20 protein-coding genes are annotated in these 20,472 nt (G+C 72.4%); 18 read left to right on the forward strand and 2 right to left on the reverse strand.

The genetic code is table 11. The features are described 5' to 3' along the window. Positions 1 to 90: 90 nt before the first annotated feature. Genes hxlB through GJQ66_RS05510 form a run of 3 tightly spaced genes read left to right on the forward strand, consistent with a single transcriptional unit; the run spans position 91 to position 2,285 of the window. Entirely contained in the window at positions 91 to 669 is a 579-nt protein-coding gene (gene hxlB, locus GJQ66_RS05500) for a 6-phospho-3-hexuloisomerase (protein WP_155048338.1), read from the forward strand. A gap of 41 nt (positions 670 to 710) precedes the next feature. Then, complete coding sequence (hxlA, locus tag GJQ66_RS05505; protein ID WP_155048339.1) at positions 711 to 1,334, forward strand: 3-hexulose-6-phosphate synthase; 624 nt, start codon at positions 711 to 713, stop codon at positions 1,332 to 1,334. A gap of 48 nt (positions 1,335 to 1,382) precedes the next feature. Beyond that, positions 1,383 to 2,285 (forward strand): tyrosine recombinase XerC, encoded by a 903-nt coding sequence (locus GJQ66_RS05510; RefSeq protein ID WP_155048340.1) that lies wholly within the window; start codon positions 1,383 to 1,385, stop codon positions 2,283 to 2,285. 7 nt (positions 2,286 to 2,292) lie between these two features. Here GJQ66_RS05510 and GJQ66_RS05515 read toward each other — a convergent pair whose 3' ends face one another. After that, positions 2,293 to 2,832 carry a murein hydrolase activator EnvC gene (locus GJQ66_RS05515; RefSeq protein WP_155048341.1) on the reverse strand — a complete coding sequence of 180 codons (540 nt, stop codon included), beginning with the start codon at positions 2,830 to 2,832 and terminating at the stop codon, positions 2,293 to 2,295. A gap of 321 nt (positions 2,833 to 3,153) precedes the next feature. Between GJQ66_RS05515 and rpsB the strand changes: the two genes are divergently transcribed. The 9 genes from rpsB to GJQ66_RS05560 all read left to right on the forward strand — a co-directional run bounded on the left by rpsB (position 3,154) and on the right by GJQ66_RS05560 (position 9,888). Then, complete coding sequence (rpsB, locus tag GJQ66_RS05520; RefSeq protein WP_230379322.1) at positions 3,154 to 3,969, forward strand: 30S ribosomal protein S2; 816 nt, start codon at positions 3,154 to 3,156, stop codon at positions 3,967 to 3,969. A 119-nt stretch (positions 3,970 to 4,088) separates the two neighbouring features. Next, positions 4,089 to 4,916: a translation elongation factor Ts gene (tsf, locus tag GJQ66_RS05525; protein ID WP_155048342.1), complete on the forward strand. Its 828-nt coding sequence runs from the start codon at positions 4,089 to 4,091 to the stop codon at positions 4,914 to 4,916. A 145-nt stretch (positions 4,917 to 5,061) separates the two neighbouring features. Further along, on the forward strand, positions 5,062 to 5,787 hold the full coding sequence (pyrH, locus tag GJQ66_RS05530; RefSeq protein WP_368732710.1) for a UMP kinase: 726 nt from the start codon (positions 5,062 to 5,064) through the stop codon (positions 5,785 to 5,787). A gap of 78 nt (positions 5,788 to 5,865) precedes the next feature. Beyond that, positions 5,866 to 6,420: a ribosome recycling factor gene (gene frr, locus GJQ66_RS05535; protein WP_368732740.1), complete on the forward strand. Its 555-nt coding sequence runs from the start codon at positions 5,866 to 5,868 to the stop codon at positions 6,418 to 6,420. An 11-nt stretch (positions 6,421 to 6,431) separates the two neighbouring features. Further along, a complete protein-coding gene (locus GJQ66_RS05540; protein WP_196215818.1) occupies positions 6,432 to 7,427 on the forward strand; it encodes a phosphatidate cytidylyltransferase in 996 nt (331 codons plus the stop codon). Beyond that, on the forward strand, positions 7,427 to 7,996 hold the full coding sequence (locus GJQ66_RS05545; RefSeq protein WP_155048509.1) for a DivIVA domain-containing protein: 570 nt from the start codon (positions 7,427 to 7,429) through the stop codon (positions 7,994 to 7,996). Before GJQ66_RS05540 ends, GJQ66_RS05545 begins: the two co-directional genes overlap by 1 nt. A gap of 102 nt (positions 7,997 to 8,098) precedes the next feature. Next, the gene (locus GJQ66_RS05550; protein ID WP_155048345.1) at positions 8,099 to 8,851 is read left to right on the forward strand and encodes a transglycosylase SLT domain-containing protein; all 753 of its coding nucleotides are present in this window, start codon (positions 8,099 to 8,101) and stop codon (positions 8,849 to 8,851) included. A gap of 9 nt (positions 8,852 to 8,860) precedes the next feature. Then, entirely contained in the window at positions 8,861 to 9,151 is a 291-nt protein-coding gene (locus tag GJQ66_RS05555; protein ID WP_155048346.1) for a hypothetical protein, read from the forward strand. A 17-nt stretch (positions 9,152 to 9,168) separates the two neighbouring features. Next, the gene (locus tag GJQ66_RS05560; protein ID WP_368732711.1) at positions 9,169 to 9,888 is read left to right on the forward strand and encodes an alpha/beta hydrolase; all 720 of its coding nucleotides are present in this window, start codon (positions 9,169 to 9,171) and stop codon (positions 9,886 to 9,888) included. Here the strand turns inward: GJQ66_RS05560 and GJQ66_RS05565 are convergent. Further along, on the reverse strand, positions 9,885 to 10,934 hold the full coding sequence (locus GJQ66_RS05565) for an AI-2E family transporter (RefSeq protein ID WP_155048347.1): 1,050 nt from the start codon (positions 10,932 to 10,934) through the stop codon (positions 9,885 to 9,887). The genes GJQ66_RS05560 and GJQ66_RS05565 overlap by 4 nt on opposite strands. Before the next feature lie 169 nt (positions 10,935 to 11,103). Between GJQ66_RS05565 and GJQ66_RS05570 the strand changes: the two genes are divergently transcribed. From GJQ66_RS05570 to putP, 6 genes are all read left to right on the forward strand, one after another. Next, positions 11,104 to 12,918 carry a glycosyl transferase gene (locus GJQ66_RS05570; RefSeq protein ID WP_155048348.1) on the forward strand — a complete coding sequence of 605 codons (1,815 nt, stop codon included), beginning with the start codon at positions 11,104 to 11,106 and terminating at the stop codon, positions 12,916 to 12,918. A gap of 57 nt (positions 12,919 to 12,975) precedes the next feature. After that, entirely contained in the window at positions 12,976 to 13,917 is a 942-nt protein-coding gene (locus tag GJQ66_RS05575) for a tetratricopeptide repeat protein (RefSeq protein WP_155048349.1), read from the forward strand. Positions 13,918 to 13,934: 17 nt separating this feature from the next. Beyond that, positions 13,935 to 15,119: a cysteine desulfurase family protein gene (locus tag GJQ66_RS05580; protein ID WP_155048350.1), complete on the forward strand. Its 1,185-nt coding sequence runs from the start codon at positions 13,935 to 13,937 to the stop codon at positions 15,117 to 15,119. Positions 15,120 to 15,129: 10 nt separating this feature from the next. Then, positions 15,130 to 16,239, forward strand: a complete 1,110-nt coding sequence (gene mnmA, locus GJQ66_RS05585; RefSeq protein ID WP_155048351.1) for a tRNA 2-thiouridine(34) synthase MnmA — start codon at positions 15,130 to 15,132, stop codon at positions 16,237 to 16,239. Positions 16,240 to 16,249: 10 nt separating this feature from the next. Then, on the forward strand, positions 16,250 to 18,658 hold the full coding sequence (ligA, locus tag GJQ66_RS05590; protein ID WP_368732712.1) for an NAD-dependent DNA ligase LigA: 2,409 nt from the start codon (positions 16,250 to 16,252) through the stop codon (positions 18,656 to 18,658). Between the two features lie 170 nt (positions 18,659 to 18,828). Continuing rightward, positions 18,829 to 20,355: a sodium/proline symporter PutP gene (gene putP, locus GJQ66_RS05595; RefSeq protein WP_155048354.1), complete on the forward strand. Its 1,527-nt coding sequence runs from the start codon at positions 18,829 to 18,831 to the stop codon at positions 20,353 to 20,355. Positions 20,356 to 20,472 lie beyond the last annotated feature (117 nt).

Genomic DNA, 20,472 nt, shown 5'->3' on the forward strand with positions numbered 1-20,472 from the left:
TACCCGAAAGGCGGGGCCCTGCCCGAGCGGGCAGGGCGCCCTGTCGAACGGGCGGGCGCATGCGGGCGGCGCCCGCGCGAGCATGGGTTCATGAGCACGCAGACCTCGACGGCGTCCGGACCCGACCCGCGCGACGCGCGGGCGCTCATCGCGGGCGAGGTGGACGGCGTGCTGCGCGGGCTGCCGCCGCTCGGCGAGCTCGCGGACGCCGTCGCGGACTCGGATCGCGTCTTCGTCCACGGCGCGGGGCGCTCGGGCATCGCCCTCCGCATGACCGCGATGCGGCTCGCGCACCTCGGGCTCCGCGTCCACGTTGTCGGAGACGCGACGACCCCCGCCATCGCCCGAGGCGACCTGCTCCTCGTCGCGAGCGGATCCGGCACGACGGGCAGCATCGTCCGCGCGGCGGAGTCGGCGCGCGCGGCCGGTGCCCGCGTGGCGGTCTGGACGACCGCGTCCGATTCCCCGCTCGGCCGCCTCGCCGACGTGGTCGCCGTCATCCCCGCCGCCGCGAAACAGGACCGCTCGGAGGCCGCGAGCGCCCAATACGCCGGGAGCCTCTTCGAGCAGGCGGTGGTCCTCGCGGGCGACGCGCTGTTTCACCAGCTCTGGCGCGCGGGCGGGCAGAGCGCCGACGAGCTGTGGCCCCGCCACGCAAACCTCGAGTAATCCTCCCTCCGATCCCCCTTCCGATACGACAAAGGACCCCCATGAAGATTCAGTTCGCCATTGACACGCTCACGACCGCCCACGCCCTTGAGCTCGCCGCCGCGGCCGCGCCGTACGTCGACGTGCTCGAGCTCGGCACGCCCCTCATCAAGAGTGAGGGCCTCCGCGCCGTCACCGCGATGAGGGAGGCACACCCCGACAAGGTGATCTTCGCGGACCTCAAGACGATGGATGCGGGCGCTCTCGAGGCGGACATCGCCTTCCAGGCCGGCGCCGACCTCGTGACGGTGCTCGGCACAGCCGATGACTCGACGATCGCGGGTGCCGTCGAGGCCGCTCGCTCGCACGGCAAGGGTGTCGTGGTGGACCTGATCGGCGTCTCCGAAAAGGCCGCGCGGGCGGCCGAGGTCGTCGCGCTCGGCGCGACCTCGGTGGAGATGCATGCGGGCCTCGACGAGCAGGCCCAGGACGGCTACGCGCTCGATGACCTGCTCGCCGCCGGCCGCGCCGCGGGCGTGCCGTTCTCGGTCGCCGGCGGCGTGAACGCCTCCTCGATCGCGGACGTCGCCGCCGCCGGCGCGCACACCGCGGTGGCGGGCGGGGCGATCTACGGCGCCCCGGACGTCGCCGCGGCCGCCGCGGAGCTCCGCGCCGCGCTGGCCTGATCCGCGCGCCCCGCACGCGAGCGCGATCGCCGCGGGGAGAATGAGCGCATGCTCCTCTCCGCGGCGATCGAGGCCTTCGTCTCGCACCTCACGGGCGTCCGGCGGCTGTCGGCCGCGACCGCCCGGGCATACCGCGCGGACCTGCGCGACCTGTGCGATGCCGCGGGCGACCCCGCGGTGGCGGAGATCGACGTCGAGGACCTCCGCGAGTGGCTGTGGCGCGCGGCCACGCGCGGCGACGCGCGCTCGACGCTCGCCCGCCGCACGTCGAGCGCCCGGGGCCTGTTCCGTTGGCTCCTCGACGAGGGCAGGATCCCCGCGGATCCCACCGCCCGGCTCGTCACGCCCAAGAAGGGCCGCCCGCTCCCGCGCGTCGCGCCGGCAGACGGCCTCGCCGCCGTCCTCGACGAGGCCGCAGCGCGGGCCGCCGACGGCGATCCGCTCGCGCTGCGCGACCACGCGATGCTCGAGCTACTGTACGGATCCGGGATCCGCGTGGCCGAGCTGTGCGGCCTGGACCGCGGCGACGTCGACGCGGGGCGCCGGACGGCGCGGGTCACGGGCAAGGGAGACAAGGACCGCGTGGTGCCGTACGGCGCCCCCGCGCAGCGCGCCCTGGACGCCTACCTCGTCCGCGCGCGCCCGGCGCTCGCGGCGCGGCGCTCGGAGGTGTCGAGCGCCCTCTTCCTCGGCGCGCGCGGGGGTCGCCTCGGCGCGCGCGCCGTGTACGACGTCGTGTCGCGCGCGATCGGGCCGCTCGTGGGCTCCGCGGCCGTGGGCCCCCATGCCCTGCGTCACTCGGCGGCGACCCACTTGCTCGACGGGGGAGCCGACCTTCGCGCGGTGCAGGAGCTCCTCGGGCACGCCAGCCTCGGGACCACGCAGATCTACACGCACGTCTCGAGCGAGCGCCTCGCGGCCGCCTACCGGCTCGCGCATCCCCGCGCGTAGCGGGCCCTCAGCAGCAGGGCAGGAGCACGGGGCGCTCCGCGGCGCCCAGCAGCGCGAGGGGGTTGATGTAGGCGCCGTCGAGGCGCGCGCCGAGGTGCACGGTCCCCGCCCGCGCGTGCCCACCCTCGGCGAGCTCGCCGATTTCCTGGCCGCGGGCGACGGCTGTGCCCGCCGGGGGAGCCCCGGCGACCGGCTCGAGGGTCGACACGAGCCCGCCGCCGTGGTCGATCGTCACGAGCGGCCGGCCCGCGACGCTCCCGGAGAAGGCGACGACGCCGTCGGCGGGCGCGACAATCACACCGCCCGCGCCGAGGTCCACGCCGCGGTGACCCGGGCCGTACGCGTGGGCGGGCGGCTCGTACGCGCGCACGACGACGCGGAGACCGCCCGGCCAGGCCCAGGCGACCGCGTCCGCCGTCGGCGACGCGTCGCCGACGGCGGACGCGTCGCCCGGCGCGGCCCCGACGGGGGGTGCGGGAGACAGTGCGAAGGCGATCGCCAGGAGGGCGATCACGCGGCGCGCGCGGGGCGAAAAGAGGCGGATCATGGCGACATCTTCCCGGCGATCGCGCGGCGCCGCCGCGGGAATCCGCCATCGCGGGGACACCCGCGCGACGCACGGCCCTGTGGACGCGCTGGCGGGCCCGAGACGGCGCACCCGGGCGGGACCGGCCTGATACACTGGCGGGAGCACCCCGTCCTGCGGGGTGACTTCGCGTGCCTGATGCGGCCTCGGCCGTGGCGCATTCCCCTCGGTCCCTCCTCGCGGAGGGCGGGCGTGCGCGGGGCACCAGGATCGCCGACGTCCGTCGGCAGTATCAACCGGAACAGGCGCGCTTCGCGCGCCCCAACGCAAGGAGAACGGCACATGGCCGTCGTTACCATTCGCCAGCTGCTCGACAGCGGCGTGCACTTCGGACACCAGACCCGCCGGTGGAACCCGAAGGTGAAGCGCTTCATCCTCACGGAGCGCAGTGGCATTCACATCATCGACCTGCAGCAGTCGCTGTCCTACATCGACCGCGCCTACGACTTCGTCAAGGAGACGGTCGCGCACGGTGGCACGATCCTCTTCGTTGGAACGAAGAAGCAGGCCCAGGAGGTGCTCGCCGAGCAGGCGACCCGCGTCGGTCAGCCCTACGTCAACGAGCGCTGGCTCGGTGGCCTCCTCACGAACTTCCAGACGGTCTCCAAGCGTCTCGCGCGCATGAAGGAGCTCGAGGAGCTGGACTTTGAGGACCCGGCCGGCACCGGTTTCACCAAGAAGGAGCTCCTCCTCAAGAAGCGCGAGCTCGACAAGCTCCACAAGTCGCTCGGTGGTATCCGTAACCTCACGAAGACCCCGTCGGCCCTGTGGGTCGTCGACGCCAAGCGCGAGCACCTCGCCATCGACGAGGCCCGCAAGCTCGGCATCCCGGTCATCGGCATCCTCGACACCAACGTCGACCCCGACGACCTCGCCTACCCGATCCCCGGCAACGACGACGCGATCCGCTCCGTCTCGCTCCTGACGCGCATCATCGCCGACGCCGCCGCCGAGGGGCTGCAGCAGAAGCACAATCCCGAGGGCGACCAGGCGGCCGAGCCGCTCGCCGAGTGGGAGCGCGAGCTGCTCGAGCAGGGCCAGGCCTCCGAGGCTCCCGCCTCGGAGGAGGCCCCGGCCGAGGCCCCCGCGGCCGAGTGACCGCTCGAGGGCGGGCGCCGATCCCGGCGCCCGCCCTCGTCCGCGGCGACACCCGCGCCGCACCCCTTTTCACGATCGAACTTTCCGGTCCATCACCGACACCACAAGGGAAGCCACTCATGGCAAACGTCAGCATCGCCGACATCAAGACGCTGCGTGAGCAGCTCGGCACGGGCATGGTCGACACCAAGAAGGCGCTCGAGGAGGCCGAGGGCAACCTCGAGAAGGCCATCGAGATCCTCCGCCTCAAGGGCGCCAAGGGCAACGCGAAGCGCGCCGACCGCGCCGCGACCGAGGGCCTCGTCGCGGGCGTCGCCTCGGACGGCGCCGCCACGCTCATCGAGCTCGCGTGCGAGACCGACTTCGTCGCCAAGAACGACAAGTTCATCGCGCTCTCGGAGAAGGTCCTCGCGGCCGTCGCCGCGGCGGGCGCGAACGGCGTCGAGGCCGCTCTTCAGGCCGAGGCCGACGGCAAGACCGTCGAGCAGCTCATCTCGGACGAGGCCGCCATCATCGGCGAGAAGCTCGAGCTCCGCGGCGCGGCCACGCTCTCGGGCGACGCGTTCCAGATTTACCTGCACAAGACGAGCAAGGACCTGCCCCCGCAGGTCGGCGTGATCGTGGCCTACTCGGGCGACGACGCCGAGACCGCGCGCTCTATCGCGCAGCACATCTCGTTCGCCGCGCCGCAGTACCTCACGCGCGACGAGGTCCCCGCGGACGTCGTCGAGAAGGAGCGTGAGATCGTCACGGAGATCTCCCGCAACGAGGGCAAGCCCGAGGCCGCCCTGCCGAAGATCGTCGAGGGTCGCGTCAACGCGTTCTTCAAGCAGGTCGTGCTCCTGGACCAGGCGTACGCCAAGGACAACAAGCTGTCGATCCAGAAGGTCGCGGACGACGCGGGCCTGACCGTGTCGGGCTTCGCCCGCTTCAAGGTCGGCGCCTGACGCCACGCGTCCCCCCGAAAGGGCCCGGAATTCGCACTGCGGATCCCGGGCCCTTTCGCTCTCCGTGGGTTCCCCAGGAGCGGCGGGGGCGACTGCGATAGCGTGGGAGGCACCGCCTCGCCACCTTCGACAGGAAGCTGCCACCGTGACTCACGCCGCCCCCACCACCCCCCGCCGCCGCGTTCTCCTGAAGCTGTCGGGAGAAGCCTTCGGAGGGGGTCAGCTCGGCGTCGCGCCCGACGTCGTGGGGCAGATCGCGCGCGAGATCGCGGAGGCCGCCGAGGAGGTCGAGATCGCGATCGTCGTGGGCGGCGGCAACTTCTTCCGCGGGGCCGAGCTGTCCAAGAGTGGCATGGAGCGTTCCCGCGCCGACTACATGGGGATGCTCGGCACGGTGATGAACGCGCTCGCGCTGCAGGACTTCCTGGAGCAGGCGGGCACCGAGACGCGTGTGCAGTCCGCGATCGAGATGCGCCAGGTCGCCGAGCCCTACATCCCGCGCCGCGCCGAGCGCCACATGGAGAAGGGACGCGTCGTGATCTTCGGCGCGGGCGCGGGCCTGCCCTACTTCTCCACCGACACGGTGGCGGCCCAGCGGGCGCTCGAGATCCGGGCCACCGAGGTCCTCGTCGCGAAGAACGGCGTCGACGGCGTGTACACGGCGGATCCGCGCGTCGACGACACTGCAAAGCGCCTGGACCACGTGACGTACGGCGAGGCCCTGGTCCAGGGCCTCAAGGTCGTCGACTCGACGGCCTTCAGCCTCTGCATGGACAACGGCATGAACATGCGCGTTTTCGGTATGGAGCCCGCGGGGAACGTCACGCGCGCGCTGCGCGGCGACACGATCGGCACGCTGGTCACGCGCTGACCCACCGCGCGCCGAGGCGCGGTGCGCCTCGGCGCGCCGATAGAATCAACGAAGCATTAACGACGAATGGAGTCTTCCGTGATCGCCGACGTACTGGCCGAAGCCACCAGCCGCATGGACCGCGCTGTCGAGGCCGCGAAGGAGGACTTCGCCACCGTGCGCACGGGGCGCGCGAACCCGCAGATGTTCCAGCGTGTGCAGGTCGACTACTACGGCACGCCGACCCCGCTGCAGCAGCTCGCCTCGTTCGCGAACCCCGAGGCTCGCACGGTCGTTGTGACGCCCTACGACAAGTCGGCGCTCAAGGCGATCGAGGACGCGATCCGCGACATGCCGAACCTCGGCGCGAACCCGACCAACGACGGCAACATCGTGCGCGTCACGATGCCGGAGCTCACCGAGGAGCGCCGCAAGGAGTACGTCAAGCTCGTCCGCGGTAAGGCCGAGGACGCGCGCGTGCGCGTGCGCGGGATCCGCCGCCAGGTGAAGGACGACCTCGAGTCGCTGAAGGACGAGATCGGCGAGGACGACGTCGTGCGCGGCGAGAAGGACCTCGACCAGCTCACGAAGAAGCACGTCGACCTGATCGACGAGGCGCTCAAGCACAAGGAAGCCGAGCTTCTCGAGGTCTGATGCTGCCGGGCGTGGAGCAGGAGGGGGAGCGGCCGGGCGCACCGGCCGTCGGTGAGGCGTTGCCCGCGCACGTCTCCCTCCACGATCGCGTCGACCGCGCGCGCGACGAGGTCGAGCAGCGGATCGATCGGGCGCGCGACCAGTTCGAGGCGACCAACGAGCGCATCAAGAAGCGCACGGGGCGCGACCTCGTGGCGGCCATCGCGGTCGGCGTCGCCGCCGGCGCGGCGGTCCTCGCGTCGCTGATCTTCGCGACGTGGGTCTTCGCCATCCTCGCGGTCGGCATCGCCGTGCTCGGCGTGTTCGAATTCGGGCGCGCCCTGCAGGCGCGCGGACGCAGGATCGACATCGTGCCGCAGGTGATCGGCGCCGTCGCGATCATTGCCGCGGCGTACTGGTTCTCGACGGCCGTGCACTGGACCTCGCTGTTCTTCGCGCTCGCGCTCATCATCGTGTGGCGCGTGTTGGCACAGATGACGGCGCGCGACGGTCGGGTATACGCGTCGATCTTCAGCGACATCATCGTGGGGTGCTTCGTGCCCCTCTACGTCCCGTTCCTCGCCAGCTCCGCGCTGGTCCTGGCGCGTCAGGAGCACGGCGGCATGTGGGTCGTTGCCTTCCTGCTCGTGGTCGTGGTGGCCGACACCGGCGCGTACGCCACGGGGATGGCCTTCGGCCGCCACAAGCTCGCCCCGCGGATCAGCCCGGGGAAGACCTGGGAGGGCTTCGCGGGCGCGGTGGCGATCTCCGGGGCCGTGGGCGCGGTGGCGTGCATCTTCCTGGTGGGGATCCCCTGGTGGGCCGGCGCGATCTTTGGCGTCGTGCTGGCGGGATCCGCGACGCTGGGCGACCTGGCCGAGTCGATGATCAAGCGCGATCTCGGCGTCAAGGACATGAGCTCGTGGCTCCCGGGGCACGGCGGCGTGCTCGATCGCCTCGACAGCATCCTCCCGTCGTCGGTCGTCGCCCTCGCGCTCTTCCAGTTCCTCGGACCCCTGGCGGCGTGATGACCACCGACAAGACCGCGGACGCCCCCGCCGCTTCGTTTCCGCGCGCGGCGCGGGGCGCGCGCGGCTACGACCCGGCGTCGGTGGAGGGGTTCCTTGCGCGCGCTCGCGCGAGCTTCGACGGCACGGACCCGTCGGTCGGGAGCGTCGACGTGCGACAGGCATCGTTCCCCCTCGTCCGCGGCGGCTTCGACATCCGCGTCGTCGACGGCGCCCTCGCGCGGCTCGAGGACGCGTTTGCGCAGCGCGAGCGCGAGGAATCGATCGCCTCGGACGGTGCGGACACCTGGATCGAGAACGCCCGGGAGGAGGCCAGGGAGCTGCTCGCGCGGCTGAGCCGCCCCGCGGGGAGCCGGTTCCGGCGCGTGCCCTGGTTCCACTCGGGGTACGCGGTCGCCGAGGTCGACATCGTGGCGGATCGCGTCGCCCGATACTTCTCCGACGGAGAGTACGTCGGCGTGGATCAGGTGCGTCAGGCGGCCTTTCATACCCAGCGCGGCGGCTATCGCGAGGACCAGGTCGACGCGGTGCTCGACGCGGTCGTCCGCGTCATCCTCGCGGTGCGCTGAGCGAGGATTCTCGGCCAATAGGGCCGCAGGATTGTCACGTTCGGGTAACACTCGGGTAGTATCACGAGCACTGTGACTCCTCCTCGCAAAGAATCCCAGCCCATGACGCGCCGCGAGGCGCGCTCCATCGAGCGATCCGCGATCGCGGAGGCCCGACGCAGCACGCGCGAGGTCGCCGTGCACCGGCGTCGCCGGGACGAGGCGCGGCGCTGGTCCGCCCGTCGGGTCGCGGGCGCGGTCGTCGGTAGCGTCGCGGCGGCGGGATTCCTCGCCGCATCGCTGGCGCCGGTCGTAGGATCCCAGGTCGCGTCGGCGAGCCAGGACCCCGCGCAGACGACGTTTGCGACGGCGGCTGACGAGGCGCAGCTGTTCGCGGCGTCCGAGAAGGGCGGATCGCTGGCCGCGCTGGCGACCGTGTCGTACGAGGCCGAGCTCCGCACTCCCGAGCCGGAGCCCGAGGTCACGGCGGAGGTCGCGAGCGCGACCGAGAGCGCCGCGACCGAGGAAGTCGCGACCGAGGAAACCGCGGCCGAAGCGACGGTCGCCGCGCCGGTCGCGCTTCCCACGTATTCGGGCGGCGGGTCGAAGGAAGACTGGATGACCGCCGCCGGCATCGCCTCGTCTGACTGGGCCTACGTCGACTACATCGTGAGCGCCGAGAGTGGCTGGAACCCCAACGCGACCAACGCGTCCTCGGGCGCCTGCGGGCTGGTGCAGGCGCTGCCGTGCAGCAAGGTCCCCGGCAACGGCTACGACCCCGTGGACAACCTCGCGTGGGGCAGCGGCTACGCGGTGGGCCGGTACGGCAGCTGGGCCGCGGCCTACCAGTTCTGGATCACGAACCACTGGTGGTGACGGGAGTCGATGGGCCGTTCACGCCGTCGCCCCCGGTCGCGGGAATCCTCGTCTGACGCCTCGTTCGAGCGTTTACTCTCGGGCTGGCGCCGCACGGAGACGCGCCGCGGCAGCTCCTGGTCCGTGCAGCCCGTGGGCCCCGGCCGGTCGGAGAAGCCGTACACGTGCCCCGGGTGCCAGGGCACGATCGCCGCGGGCGACGCGCATGTCGTCACCTGGCGCGAGGACGGGGTGCTCGGGGCCGCCGCCGACCTCGCGGCGCGCCGCCACTGGCACACGCACTGCTGGAACATCTTCTGATTCGAGGGGAGCCGACCGTGGAGATTCGCGGCGCCGCCGTTCTGCCCGCGCGGCGTGAGGACATCGAGTTGCGCACGAGCGACGGGCTCACGCTCGTCGGGGAGCTCGCGCGCCCGGCCGAGCGCGACCCCGTCGCGACCCTCGTGACGCTGCACCCGCTGCCGACGCACGGCGGCTTCATGGACTCGCACATCATCCGCAAGGCCGCCGCGCGCCTGCCCGCGCTCGCGGGCCTCGCGGTCCTGCGCTTCAACACGCGCGGGACGGCGTCGCCCCGGGGGACGAGCGAGGGCGCCTTCGGCGACGGCGTCGACGAGCGCGCCGACGTCCAGGCGGCGATGGCGTTCGTGGCCGAGCGCGGCCTGCCGTCGCCCTGGGTCGTCGGGTGGTCGTTCGGCACCGAGCTCGCCCTGAAATACGCGCGCGAGTATCCGATCGAGGGCGCGATCCTGCTCTCGCCCCCGCTCCATCGCGCGACGGACGCGGACGTCGCGGCATGGGGCGCGGATCCGCGCCCGCTCATCGCGCTCGTGCCCGAGTTCGACGACTACCTTCGGCCCGCCGAGGCCCAGCGCCGCTTCGCGCCGTCCGGCGCGAGCGTCATCCCCGTCGAAGAGGGCAAGCACCTCTGGGTCGGGGAGAAGCAGACCACCCGCGTGCTGACCGAGATCGTCCGCGCCGTGAACCCGGGCGCGCTCCCGCTTCCGACCGAGTGGCCGGACGCTCCGGGGCGTTAGCGCGCGTTCATCCGCGGGATGAGCACCTGGCGGTAGACGATCAGGATGCTCGCGGCGACCGGGATCGCGATGAGCGCGCCGAGCAGGCCGAGGAGCGCGCCGCCCGCGAGGGCCGCCACGACCACGACGCCGCCCGGCACCTGTACGGCCCGGCTCATGATGCGCGGCGAGAGCACGTACGCCTCGATCTGCATGTACACGAGGTAATAGATCGCCGCGATGAGCGCGGTCGTCGTGTCCCCGACGCTCGGGAGGAGGCACACGAGGACGATGATCGTGGATCCCGTGATCGTCCCGACGAGCGGGATCATGGATCCGAAGAACGCGATCACGGCGAGCACCATCGGGAACGGCGCGCCGATGAGCGACAGGAAGACGGCGCTGATGGCGCCGTTGACGAGCGCGAGCGTGAGCTGGCCCATCACGTAGTACCCGACGGAGTCCGTGATCTGCTCCGCGATGTGGACGAACGTATCGCGGCGCGAGGCCGGGACCGTCTGGTAGATCGCGTTCTTCAGCGACGGCGTGGAGGCCGTCAGATAGATCGTCAGGATGAAGATGATGAGGGCGCCGAACAGGCCGTTCGCGACGCCGACGGTCACCGTGACGAGGCTCTCGCTGATCGAGAAGATGTTGTCGGTCAGCCAGTCGTTGAGGGCCGCGATGAGCACGGGCACGTCGAGGTTCGGGAGCGTGGCGTCGAGCCACGTCTCGACGTCGGCCTGCCAGTCGGACCGATTCATGAGGAACGTGACGCCGCGCACGAGCTGCGAGATCTGCTCGACGAGGACGGGGAGCACGATGAGGAGGATCCCGGCGAACAGGCCGAAGACGATGAGGAGCGCCACGATCACGGCCGCCCAGCGCGGGAAGCCGCGACGGGCGAGCCACGAGACGACGGGGTCGAGGCCGAGCGACAGGAACAGCGCCGTCCCGACGTACAAAATCACGGTCGAGAGGCTTTCGACGCTCTGCAGGAGGATGATCGCGAGGCCGACTCCGAGCGTCGCGAGGAACCCCAGCCGGAACGGGTTGTGGATCTTCATGACACTCCTGCGGCGACGTCGAGTCGGCGGCCGTGCGGCCTGCAAGGAGCGTACCGGCACGCGGCCGACTGCGCGTGCGGGGCGACAGCTCCCAGGTGTCGTCGTTAGTCTGAATCATCCGGGCTGCCGTGGCGTTCTGGCGCGGCGCGTGAACGAGGAGATTTGATCCGTGCGATTTGTGTGGGCGGTCGTCGCCTTCCTGGTGGCCGTTGCGCTCGTCGGGACCGGCGTGGCGCAGCTGACCGTGCTCAAGGGACCCGACTCGATCACGAGCGAGCTCGCGCCGGCCGACGACGCGCTCGCGTTCACGGTCGTGGACTCCGACGTCCTCGGGGAACACCCCGGCACGCCGACGATCACGATCTCGACTGGTGCGGACACGGAGGTGTTCGTCGCGTACGGCCGGACGGCCGACATCGACGCGTGGCTGTCGGACACGTCGTTCAACCGGGCCACGCTCGCCGACGAGTCCGACGTGGCCGAGGGCGAGTCCCGCATCGAGATCGCGGCCGTGGAGCCCACGGGCGAGTTCGCAGATACCGGCGAGCGCTCCGGCTGGGACCCCCGGTCGTCGGACCTGTGGGTCGAGCGGATGACGGGCGAGGGCGAGCTCACCGAGCGGCTGACGCTCCCCGACGGAATGAGCATGCTCATCGCGACCGACGGCGAGGCGCCTGCGCCCGCCGAGGTGTCGCTCGCGTGGCGCACCGACGTGACGACGCCCTGGGCCGGGCCGCTGATCGCGCTCGGCTCCCTCGCCGCGCTCGTCGGCCTCGTGTTCTGGATCGCGGGCTTCGTGCACCTGCGCCGGCGCCGCGGGCCGCGCCGCAAGGGGCCGAAGCTTCCCCCGACGGCGCCTGCCGCCCCGCCCGCCGTCGAGGCCGCGCCGGAGTCGGACGCCCCGGAGGGCGGATCCGGCACCCGCGCGCGCCGGCGCTTGCGGATCGCGGCGCCCGCGCTGGTTGTGTCGGCCGCGCTGCTCGCGGGTTGCTCGCCGACCGCATGGCCCGACTTCGCCGACGACGACGCGGTGTCCGCGTCGCCCTCGGCCACGCCGGCGCCGGAGCAGGCCACGCCCGCGATCACCGATGCCCAGGCCGCGCGCATCGTCGAGAGCATCTCGTCGACGATCACGCGCGCGGACGAGGAGAACGACGCCGACGTCGCCGCGCGACGCATGTCGGGCGCAGCGCTCAAGATGCGCGAGACGGCGTACGACGTGCGTTCGGACGTCAACGACTACCCGGTGCCCGCGACGATCCCCGAGGGCCCCGTCAGCGTCCTCCTGCCGCAGGCGAACGACGGCTGGCCGCGCACGGCGCTCGTCGTCGTCGGCGAGGAAGAGGGCGAGGACGTCCCGACCATCCTCACGATGACCCAGGACAGCCCGTGGTCGCAGTATCGCGTGTCCTACCTCGCCTCGATCGGGGCGAGCGTCGAGCTGCCCGAGCTCGCGCCCGCGTGGCTCGGTGCGGCGCTCGTGCCGCCGGACTCGTCGTTCCTGCAGATCGCGCCCCAGGACCTCGCCGCGGCCTACGCCGACGTCATCGGCAAGGGGGAAGACAGCGACTACGCCGCGCTGTTCGATCTGGAGGCGGATCCGTTCCGCCAGGCGCTCGCCAACAAGCGGTCCGAGACGCGCGACACCTTCAATGAGACCGCCGAGGGCACCGCCGAGATCTCGTTCGACGAGGCCGCGGGCGACACGGATCCGGTCTCGCTCGCCACGTTCAACAGCGGCGCGATCGTCGCCGTCTCGCTCGAGGACTCCGAGACCCTCCGCCCCACGAACGAGGACGGCGTCATCAAGGACCTCGCGCCCGAGATCGAGCACTTCGTCGGCGAGACCGAGACGGCGACCGGCCTGACGACGACCTATTCGAGCGAGCTGTTCTTCTTCGTGCCCGCGAAGGCCTCGGAGGAGCCGATCCGCGTGCTCGGCTACTCGTACGGCCTCGCCGGCTCGGAGCTGCTGCCCGAGTGACCCCGCGGGTGCGGAAAAATAGCACCGCCCCCACTTCCGACTAACGAAGGGTGATCGATGTCTGACGCCTCCCTCGGATCCGCCCTGCGCGGCGCCGTTGACCTCTCCTCGCTGCGCAACCGCCCCGCCTCGCCTGCGCCCGGCCCCGCGTCGGGTGGCGCCGGCGCCGCGGGCGCGCCCGACGTCGTGATGGACGTCTCGGACGCGACGTTCGCACAGGTGATGGAGCTCTCGTCGCGCGTCCCGGTCGTCGTCGACATGTGGTCATCGCGCTCCGAGGCGTCGGCCCAGCTCAGCCCCGTCCTGGAGAAGGTGACGCGCGAGGTCGCGGGCCGCATCGTGCTCGCGCGGGTCGAGATCGACCACAACCCGCAGATCCAGCAGGCCTTCCAGGTCCAGTCCGTGCCCTCGGTCGTCGCGCTGGTCGGCGGCCGGCCCGTGCCGCTGTTCAACCAGGCGGTGCCGGAGGAACAGGTGCGCGACCTGTTCGGCCAGCTCCTCGACGTCGCCGCGCAGGCGGGCGTGACGGGATCCGTCGACGTGGCGCCCGATGCGGGCGCACCCGAGCAGCCGGTCGAGCCGCCGCTGCCGCCGCTGCACCAGGAGGCGTTCGACGCGATCGGCCGCGGAGACTACGCGGCCGCGATCGCCGCGTACGAGCGCGCGCTGAAGGAGAATCCGCGCGACGACGAGGCCGCGGCCGGGCTCGGTCAGGTGCGCCTCCTCGACCGCACGGCGGGCGCCGACCTGCACGAGGCGCGCCGGGCCGCGGCCGAGGCGCCCGACGACGTGTCGGCGCAGCTCGCCGTCGCGGATCTCGACGTCGCCGGCGGGCATGTGGAGGACGCGTTCGATCGCCTCCTCGACCTGTTCGCGCGCGTGGCGGGGGAGGACCGCGCGGCCGTCAAGGACCGCCTCGTGGAGCTCTTCGGCGTCGTCGGCCCGTCGGATCCGCGGGTGGTCCGCGCCCGCACGCGCCTCACGAGTCTCCTGTTCTAGGCGCGGCCGGAGGGCCCATGCGCGTCTACCTCGATCACGCCGCCACGACGACACTGCGCCCGGAGGCGCGCGACGCGTGGCTCCGGGCGCACGAGATCGTCGGCAATCCGTCCTCCGTGCACGGCGCGGGCCAGGACGCGCGGCGCGCGCTCGAGGACGCGCGCGAGCGCCTCGCCGCCGTCATCGGCTGCGACCCGATCGAGGTCGTGTTCACGTCGGGCGGCACCGAGTCGGTGAACCTCGCGATCGCGGGCCTGTGGCGCGCCCGGCGGCGCGGTGACGCGATCGTGCTGCCGGACGGCGAGCACCACGCGACCCTCGACACCGTCGCGGAGCTCGAGCGCGCCGAGCGCGCGCGCGTCGTCGGGGTCGGGATCGATCGCGGGGGCCGGATCGACGCGGACGCGTTTGCCGCGGCGCTGTCCCCGGACGCGGCCGTCGCCACCGCGCTCGTGGCGAACAACGAGGTGGGAACGCTGAACGACGCGGCCGGTCTGGCGCGCGCGGCCGCCGCGGCCGCGGTGCCGCTGCACCTCGACGCCGTTGCGGCGTTCGGTCAGGTGCGGGTCGACTTCGCCGGATTGCGCGGCGACGCCCCCGCGGACGCGGGGCTCGTGGCCCTCAGCGTCAGCGGGCACAAGATCGGCGCCCCCGCGGGCACGGGCGCGCTCGTGGTCGCGCGCGGGGCTCGGCTGGCGCCGCTCCTGCACGGCGGATCCCCGCAGCGCGGGCTGCGCGCCGGCACGCAGGACGTGGCGGGCGCGGCGGCGCTGGCGGCCGCCGCCGTGGCCGCCGAGGGCGAGCGCGCGGACCGATCCGCGCGGCACGCCGCACTGCGGGCGCGGCTGGTGGCGCGCCTCGCGGAGGACCCGCGGATCCGCCTCCTGGGGGATCCGGAACGCCGCCTCCCCGGCAACGTGCACCTGTTCCTGCCCGGCGCGCCGGGGGAGTCGATGCTGTTTCTCCTGGACGCCGCGGGCGTATCGGCGTCGACCGGATCCGCGTGCCAGGCGGGCGTGACCGAGGCCTCGCACGTCGTCGCGGCGATGGGGCTGGACGAGGCGAACGCGCCGCGGCAGGTGCTGCGCCTGACGATGGGGCGCGACACCACCCCCGCCGAGGTCGACCGTGCCGCAGGGGCCGTGCTGTCGGCCTATCGCCGGCTGCGCCCCGCCGAGGAACCGGCCAGCGACGCGTCGTAGCATGGAGCGCATGCGGGTTCTGGCAGCGATGAGCGGCGGGGTCGATTCGGCCGTGGCGGCGGCGCGGGCCGTCGACGCGGGGCATGACGTCGTCGGCGTGCATCTCGCGCTGTCGCGGGCGGGCGGGACCCTGCGCACGGGAAGCCGCGGGTGCTGCACGGTCGAGGACGCGCTGGACGCGCGCCGGGTCGCCGACCGCCTGGGGATCCCCTTCTACGTCTGGGACTTCTCGGAGCGCTTCCGCGACGACGTGATCGAGGACTTCGTCAGCGAGTACCGGGCGGGGCGCACGCCGAACCCCTGCATGCGCTGCAACGAGAAGATCAAGTTCGCGGCCCTCCTCGAACGCGCGCTCGAGCTCGGCTTCGACGCCGTCTGCACGGGGCACTACGCCACGCTCGTGGACGGCGCCGGCGGCCGCGAGCTGCACCGGTCGAGCGAGGAGGCGAAGGACCAGTCCTACGTGCTCGGCGTGCTCGACGCCGATCAGCTCGCGCACACCTACTTCCCCCTCGGGGACACGCCCTCGAAGGCGATCGTGCGCGCCGAGGCCGAGCGCCGGGGCTTCAGCGTGGCGACCAAGCCGGACAGCTACGACATCTGCTTCATCCCGGACGGCGACACCCGCGGCTACCTCGCCGAGAAGGTCGGCGCGGCCCCCGGCGACATCGTCGACCGCTCCGGGGAGGTCGTCGGATCCCACGACGGCGCGCACGCGTTCACGGTGGGCCAGCGCAAGGGCCTCAAGATCGGTCGCCCGGCGCCCGACGGCAAGCCGCGCTTCGTGCTCGAGGTGCGCCCCGTGGACAACACGGTCGTCGTCGGTCCGCGCGAGGCGCTGGCGGTGTCGGAGATCTCGGGCCGGCGTTTCTCCTGGGCGGGGGCCGCTCCCGCGCACCTCGAGGAGGACCGGCGGTGCGAGGTGCAGGTGCGCGCGCACGCGGATCCCGTTCCCGCCGTCATGCGCGTCGCGGACGGCGCGCTCGTCATCGTCCCGGACGAGCCGATCTCCGGGGTCGCGACGGGGCAGACGGCCGTCGTCTACCTCGGCACGCGCGTGCTCGGGCAATGCACGATCGACGCGACCGTCTCGGCCGCGCCTGTCGGGGGTCGAACCTAGAATCGGACGGGTGACCACCACGCGCCCCGCCTCCGACCTCCCGCTCGACGACGCGCGCGCCGAGGCTGCCGATCTCACCCGCCGCATCGAGGCGGCGCGCGATGCGTACTACGGCGCCGACGAGCAGCCGGTCGACGACGCGACCTACGACGGCTGGATGCGGCGCCTCGAGGAGATCGAGGACGCGCACCCGGTTCTTGCGGCGCAGGACTCGCCCACGCAGACCGTCGGTGCGGCGGAGGCGACGGGTCTCGACACCATCGAACACGCCGAGCGCATGCTCAGCCTCGACAACGTGTTCGCGCCCGAGGAGCTGGCCGACTGGTGCCACAGGACCTCCAAGGCGGCCGCGCGACCCGTGCGGTGGCTGACGGAGCTGAAGATCGACGGCCTCGCCATTAGCCTGCGCTACGAGCGGGGCGTGCTCACCTCGGCGGCCACGCGCGGGGACGGGCGGGTTGGCGAGATCGTGACGGAGAACGCGGCGCGCGTCGCGGGGATCCCCGCGCGGCTCGACGGCGAGGGGCACCCCGACCTCGTCGAGGTGCGCGGCGAGGTCTTCATCCCGGTCGCCGAGTTCCACGCGCTCAACGCGCTTCAGGCCGATCTTCGCGCCCGGGCCGTCGAGGAGGCGAAGGCGCGCCACGCGGGCCGCGCGGGAGCGCGAGCCGCGTTCGACGAGGCCCGCGCGGAGGCGTCGGCGGCGCGTCGCTTCCCCGCCTTCGCGAATCCCCGGAACGCGGCCAGCGGCGGCCTGCGCCAGCAGCTCGACAAGAAGGACGGCCTCGAGCGCGAGGCCGGCGAGGCGCGCCTTGCGTCGCTCCGGCTGTACGTGCACGGCATCGGGGCGTGGCCGGATCCGCCGGTCGCCGCGCAGAGCGAGGTCTACGAGGTGCTCGCGGGGTGGGGCTTGCCCACGAGCCCGCACCTCGCGGTGTGCGACACCACGGCGGACGTCCTCGACTTCGTCGCGCGGTACGGCGAGAACCGCCACGCGGTCGAGCACGAGCTCGACGGCATCGTCGTGAAGGTCGACGAGCTCGCGCTGCACGACGAGCTCGGCGCGACGAGCCGCGCGCCGCGCTGGGCGATCGCCTACAAGTACCCGCCGGAGGAGGTCCAGACCCGGCTCGTCGACATCCAGGTCGGCGTCGGGCGCACGGGGCGGGCCACGCCGTACGCCGTGATGGAACCGAAGCTCGTGGCGGGCAGCGTCGTCTCGCGCGCCACGCTGCACAATCGCGAGGTGGTCGAGCACAAGGGCGTCCTGATCGGCGACGTCGTGATCCTCCGCAAGGCGGGCGACGTGATCCCAGAGATCCTGGGCCCGGTCATCGAGCGCCGCGACGGGTCCGAGCGGGCGTTCGTCATGCCGGAGCTCTGCCCCGAGTGCGGCACGAGGCTCCGCCCCATGAAGGAGGGCGACATCGACCTGCGCTGCCCGAACGGGGAGGACTGCCCCGCGCAGGTGCGCGGGCGCGTCGAGCACATCGGTTCGCGCGGGGGGCTCGACGTCGAGGCGCTGGGTGAGGTGACGGCCGCCGCGCTGACCCAGCCGGCGCGCTCGACCGAGACGGGCGAAGAGCTCGAGCCGCTCCTGCGCACGGAGGCGGGGCTGTTCGACCTGACGCTCGAGCAGCTCGTGCCCATCGAGGTCGTCGTGCGCGACCCCGAGACCGGCGAGGAGCGGGTGGACGAGTCCACCGGCGAGCCGGTGCGGCGCGCGCCGTTCCAGAAGGTCACGCGCGTGTACCCGCCGGGCTGGGAGGACGCCACCGCGCAGGCGCGGCGGGCGGCGGGGATCCGCAAGGACCACCCGCGGGCCTCGCCGTCGGCGCAGGCGATCACGCTGCTCGAGGAGCTCGAGAAGGCAAAGACGAAGGAGCTGTGGCGGCAGCTCGTCGCACTGAACATCCGGCACGTGGGGCCGGTGGCGGCGCGCGAGCTCGCCGCGTGGTTCGGATCCCTTGACGCGATCCGCCGGGCGACGGCCGAGGAGATCGCGGCCGTCGAGGGGGTCGGCGAGACGATTGCGGCCTCCGTGCTCGACTGGTTCGACGTGCCGTGGCACCGGGAGATCGTCGAGCGCTGGACGCGGGCCGGCGTGCGGTTCGCGACGCCGGGCCACCCGGGCCCGGGCGCGGCGCGGGCCGCCGGCGGCGTGCTCGAGGGGCTGACCGTCGTCGCGACGGGGACGCTCGAGGGGTACACCCGGGAGGGCGCCAAGGAGGCGATCATCGGCGCGGGCGGCAAGGCGGCGTCGAGCGTGAGTAAGAAGACCGACTTCGTGGCAGCGGGGCCGGGCGCCGGATCCAAGCTGGCCAAGGCCGAGGAGCTGGGTATCCGCGTGCTCGACGCCGAGGGCTTCCGGATCCTCGTGACCGAGGGCCCGGGCGCGCTCCCGGATCCGGGGGAGTGATCGACGGGCGCCCCTTGTGCGCCGCGTCGCGCCGACGCTACCGTGACGCCCACCCGGCGCGCACACAGGAACTTCTCACATAACATCAACCTCGCGCGAACGCCAGTTGGCGCGAGGCGACCGGGGCTGGTTAGGGTGTGCGCTGCTCAACGGAGCGGAGGACTACTCGAATGTCAGATCACACATATTTCATCATTGCCCTTGTCATTTATTTCGCCGCCATGATCGGCATCGGCGTCTACGCGACGCTGAAGACCAAGTCCCACGAGGACTACATGCTCGGCGGCCGTAGCCTGCCGCCAGCGGTCGCCGCGCTCAGCGCCGGCGCGTCCGACATGTCGGGCTGGCTCGTCATGGGCCTGCCGGGCGCGCTGTACGCGACGGGGCTCATCGAGGCCTGGATCGCCATCGGCCTCACGATCGGCGCCTACCTGAACTGGAAGTTCGTCGCGCCGCGCCTGCGCGCCTACACGGAGGTCGCGAAGAACTCGATCACCGTGCCGAGCTTCTTCGAGAACCGCCTGCACGACAAGAGCCACGTGCTCCGCGTCGTGGCGGGCGTCGTCATCCTCGTCTTCTTCACGCTGTACGTCTCGAGCGGCATGGTCGCCGGCGGGAAGTACTTCGAGAGCTCATTTGACGGGGATTACACGACGGGCATGCTGCTCGTGGCCGGGGTGACGCTCGCGTACACCTTCTTCGGCGGCTTCCTCGGCGCGACCTACACCGACTTCGTCCAGGGCATCATGATCTTCGCCGCCCTGCTCATCGTCCCCGTGCTCGCCATCGTCTCGATCGGCGACCTTGCGGCGGTCGGCGAGGGCATCGAGGCGGCGGGCGCCGACAACCTCGACTGGTTCGGCGGCGGCATGTCCGCCGCGACCTTCCTCGGCATCGTCTCGTCGCTCGCGTGGGGCCTCGGCTACTTCGGCCAGCCGCACATCATCGTGCGCTTCATGGCGCTGCGCTCCACGCGCGACGTGAAGGTCGCCCGCCGCATCGGCATGGGCTGGATGATCCTCTCGCTCCTCGGCGGCGTCGCGACCGGCCTCATCGGTATCGCGTGGTTCAGCATCAACGGCATCGAGCTGGCCGACCCCGAGACGGTCGTGCTCGTGCTCGCGCAGAACCTCATGCACCCCCTCGTGGCGGGCCTCGTGCTCTCCGCGGTGCTCGCCGCGATCATGTCGACGATCTCGAGCCAGCTCATCGTGTCGTCCTCCGCGCTCATCGAGGACATCGCGCGCCTCGTGTTTAAGAAGACCGTCAGCGAAAAGCTGCTCGTCTGGCTGGGCCGCATCGCCGTGCTCGTGATCGCGGTCATCGCGATCGCGATCGCGTTCGACTCCGAGGCGACGGTGCTGGAGCTCGTCGGGTTCGCGTGGGCCGGGTTCGGCGCCGCGTTCGGCCCGATCGTCCTGCTGTCGCTGTTCTGGCGGCGCTTCACGGCCGCCGGCGCGATCGTCGGCATGATCTCCGGCGCCGTCGTGGCCTGGGTATGGGGTCAGTACCTCTCGGGCGGGTTCTTCGACCTGTACGAGATCGTGCCGGGCTTCGTCGTGAACCTCGTCCTCGCCGTCGTCGTGAGCCTCGCGACGTACAAGGGGGACACGCCGGACGACAAGGAGATCCAGCGGGAGTTCACCGACACCGGCTCGATCATCATCGCGGACTTGGAGAAGCCCGCCGCGTCGTAGCGATCCGCGCCACCCGAACGCCCCGCCGTCCTCGGCGGGGCGTTCGCGTTTCCTAAACGCGTCCTCATCCACGCGTCACAGCGGTCTCACGGGGCCGCACCAGAGTGAGTCTTATCC

The sequence above is a fragment of the Microbacterium sp. ZXX196 genome (assembly GCF_009709595.1).
Classification (GTDB): domain Bacteria; phylum Actinomycetota; class Actinomycetes; order Actinomycetales; family Microbacteriaceae; genus Microbacterium; species Microbacterium excoecariae.

Bases quoted from the DNA above. Each gene is read 5' to 3' on its own strand.
- GJQ66_RS05580 (WP_155048350.1), top strand. From the start codon at position 13,935: ATGCGCGTCTACCTCGATCACGCCGCCACGACGACACTGCGCCCGGAG.
- putP (WP_155048354.1), top strand. From the start codon at position 18,829: ATGTCAGATCACACATATTTCATCATTGCCCTTGTCATTTATTTCGCC.
- mnmA (WP_155048351.1), top strand. From the start codon at position 15,130: ATGCGGGTTCTGGCAGCGATGAGCGGCGGGGTCGATTCGGCCGTGGCG.
- GJQ66_RS05555 (WP_155048346.1), top strand. From the start codon at position 8,861: ATGGGCCGTTCACGCCGTCGCCCCCGGTCGCGGGAATCCTCGTCTGAC.
- hxlB (WP_155048338.1), top strand. From the start codon at position 91: ATGAGCACGCAGACCTCGACGGCGTCCGGACCCGACCCGCGCGACGCG.
- GJQ66_RS05565 (WP_155048347.1), bottom strand. From the start codon at position 10,934: ATGAAGATCCACAACCCGTTCCGGCTGGGGTTCCTCGCGACGCTCGGA.
- rpsB (WP_230379322.1), top strand. From the start codon at position 3,154: ATGGCCGTCGTTACCATTCGCCAGCTGCTCGACAGCGGCGTGCACTTC.
- GJQ66_RS05575 (WP_155048349.1), top strand. From the start codon at position 12,976: ATGTCTGACGCCTCCCTCGGATCCGCCCTGCGCGGCGCCGTTGACCTC.
- tsf (WP_155048342.1), top strand. From the start codon at position 4,089: ATGGCAAACGTCAGCATCGCCGACATCAAGACGCTGCGTGAGCAGCTC.
- hxlA (WP_155048339.1), top strand. From the start codon at position 711: ATGAAGATTCAGTTCGCCATTGACACGCTCACGACCGCCCACGCCCTT.
- GJQ66_RS05550 (WP_155048345.1), top strand. From the start codon at position 8,099: ATGACGCGCCGCGAGGCGCGCTCCATCGAGCGATCCGCGATCGCGGAG.
- GJQ66_RS05510 (WP_155048340.1), top strand. From the start codon at position 1,383: ATGCTCCTCTCCGCGGCGATCGAGGCCTTCGTCTCGCACCTCACGGGC.
- GJQ66_RS05545 (WP_155048509.1), top strand. From the start codon at position 7,427: ATGACCACCGACAAGACCGCGGACGCCCCCGCCGCTTCGTTTCCGCGC.
- GJQ66_RS05515 (WP_155048341.1), bottom strand. From the start codon at position 2,832: ATGATCCGCCTCTTTTCGCCCCGCGCGCGCCGCGTGATCGCCCTCCTG.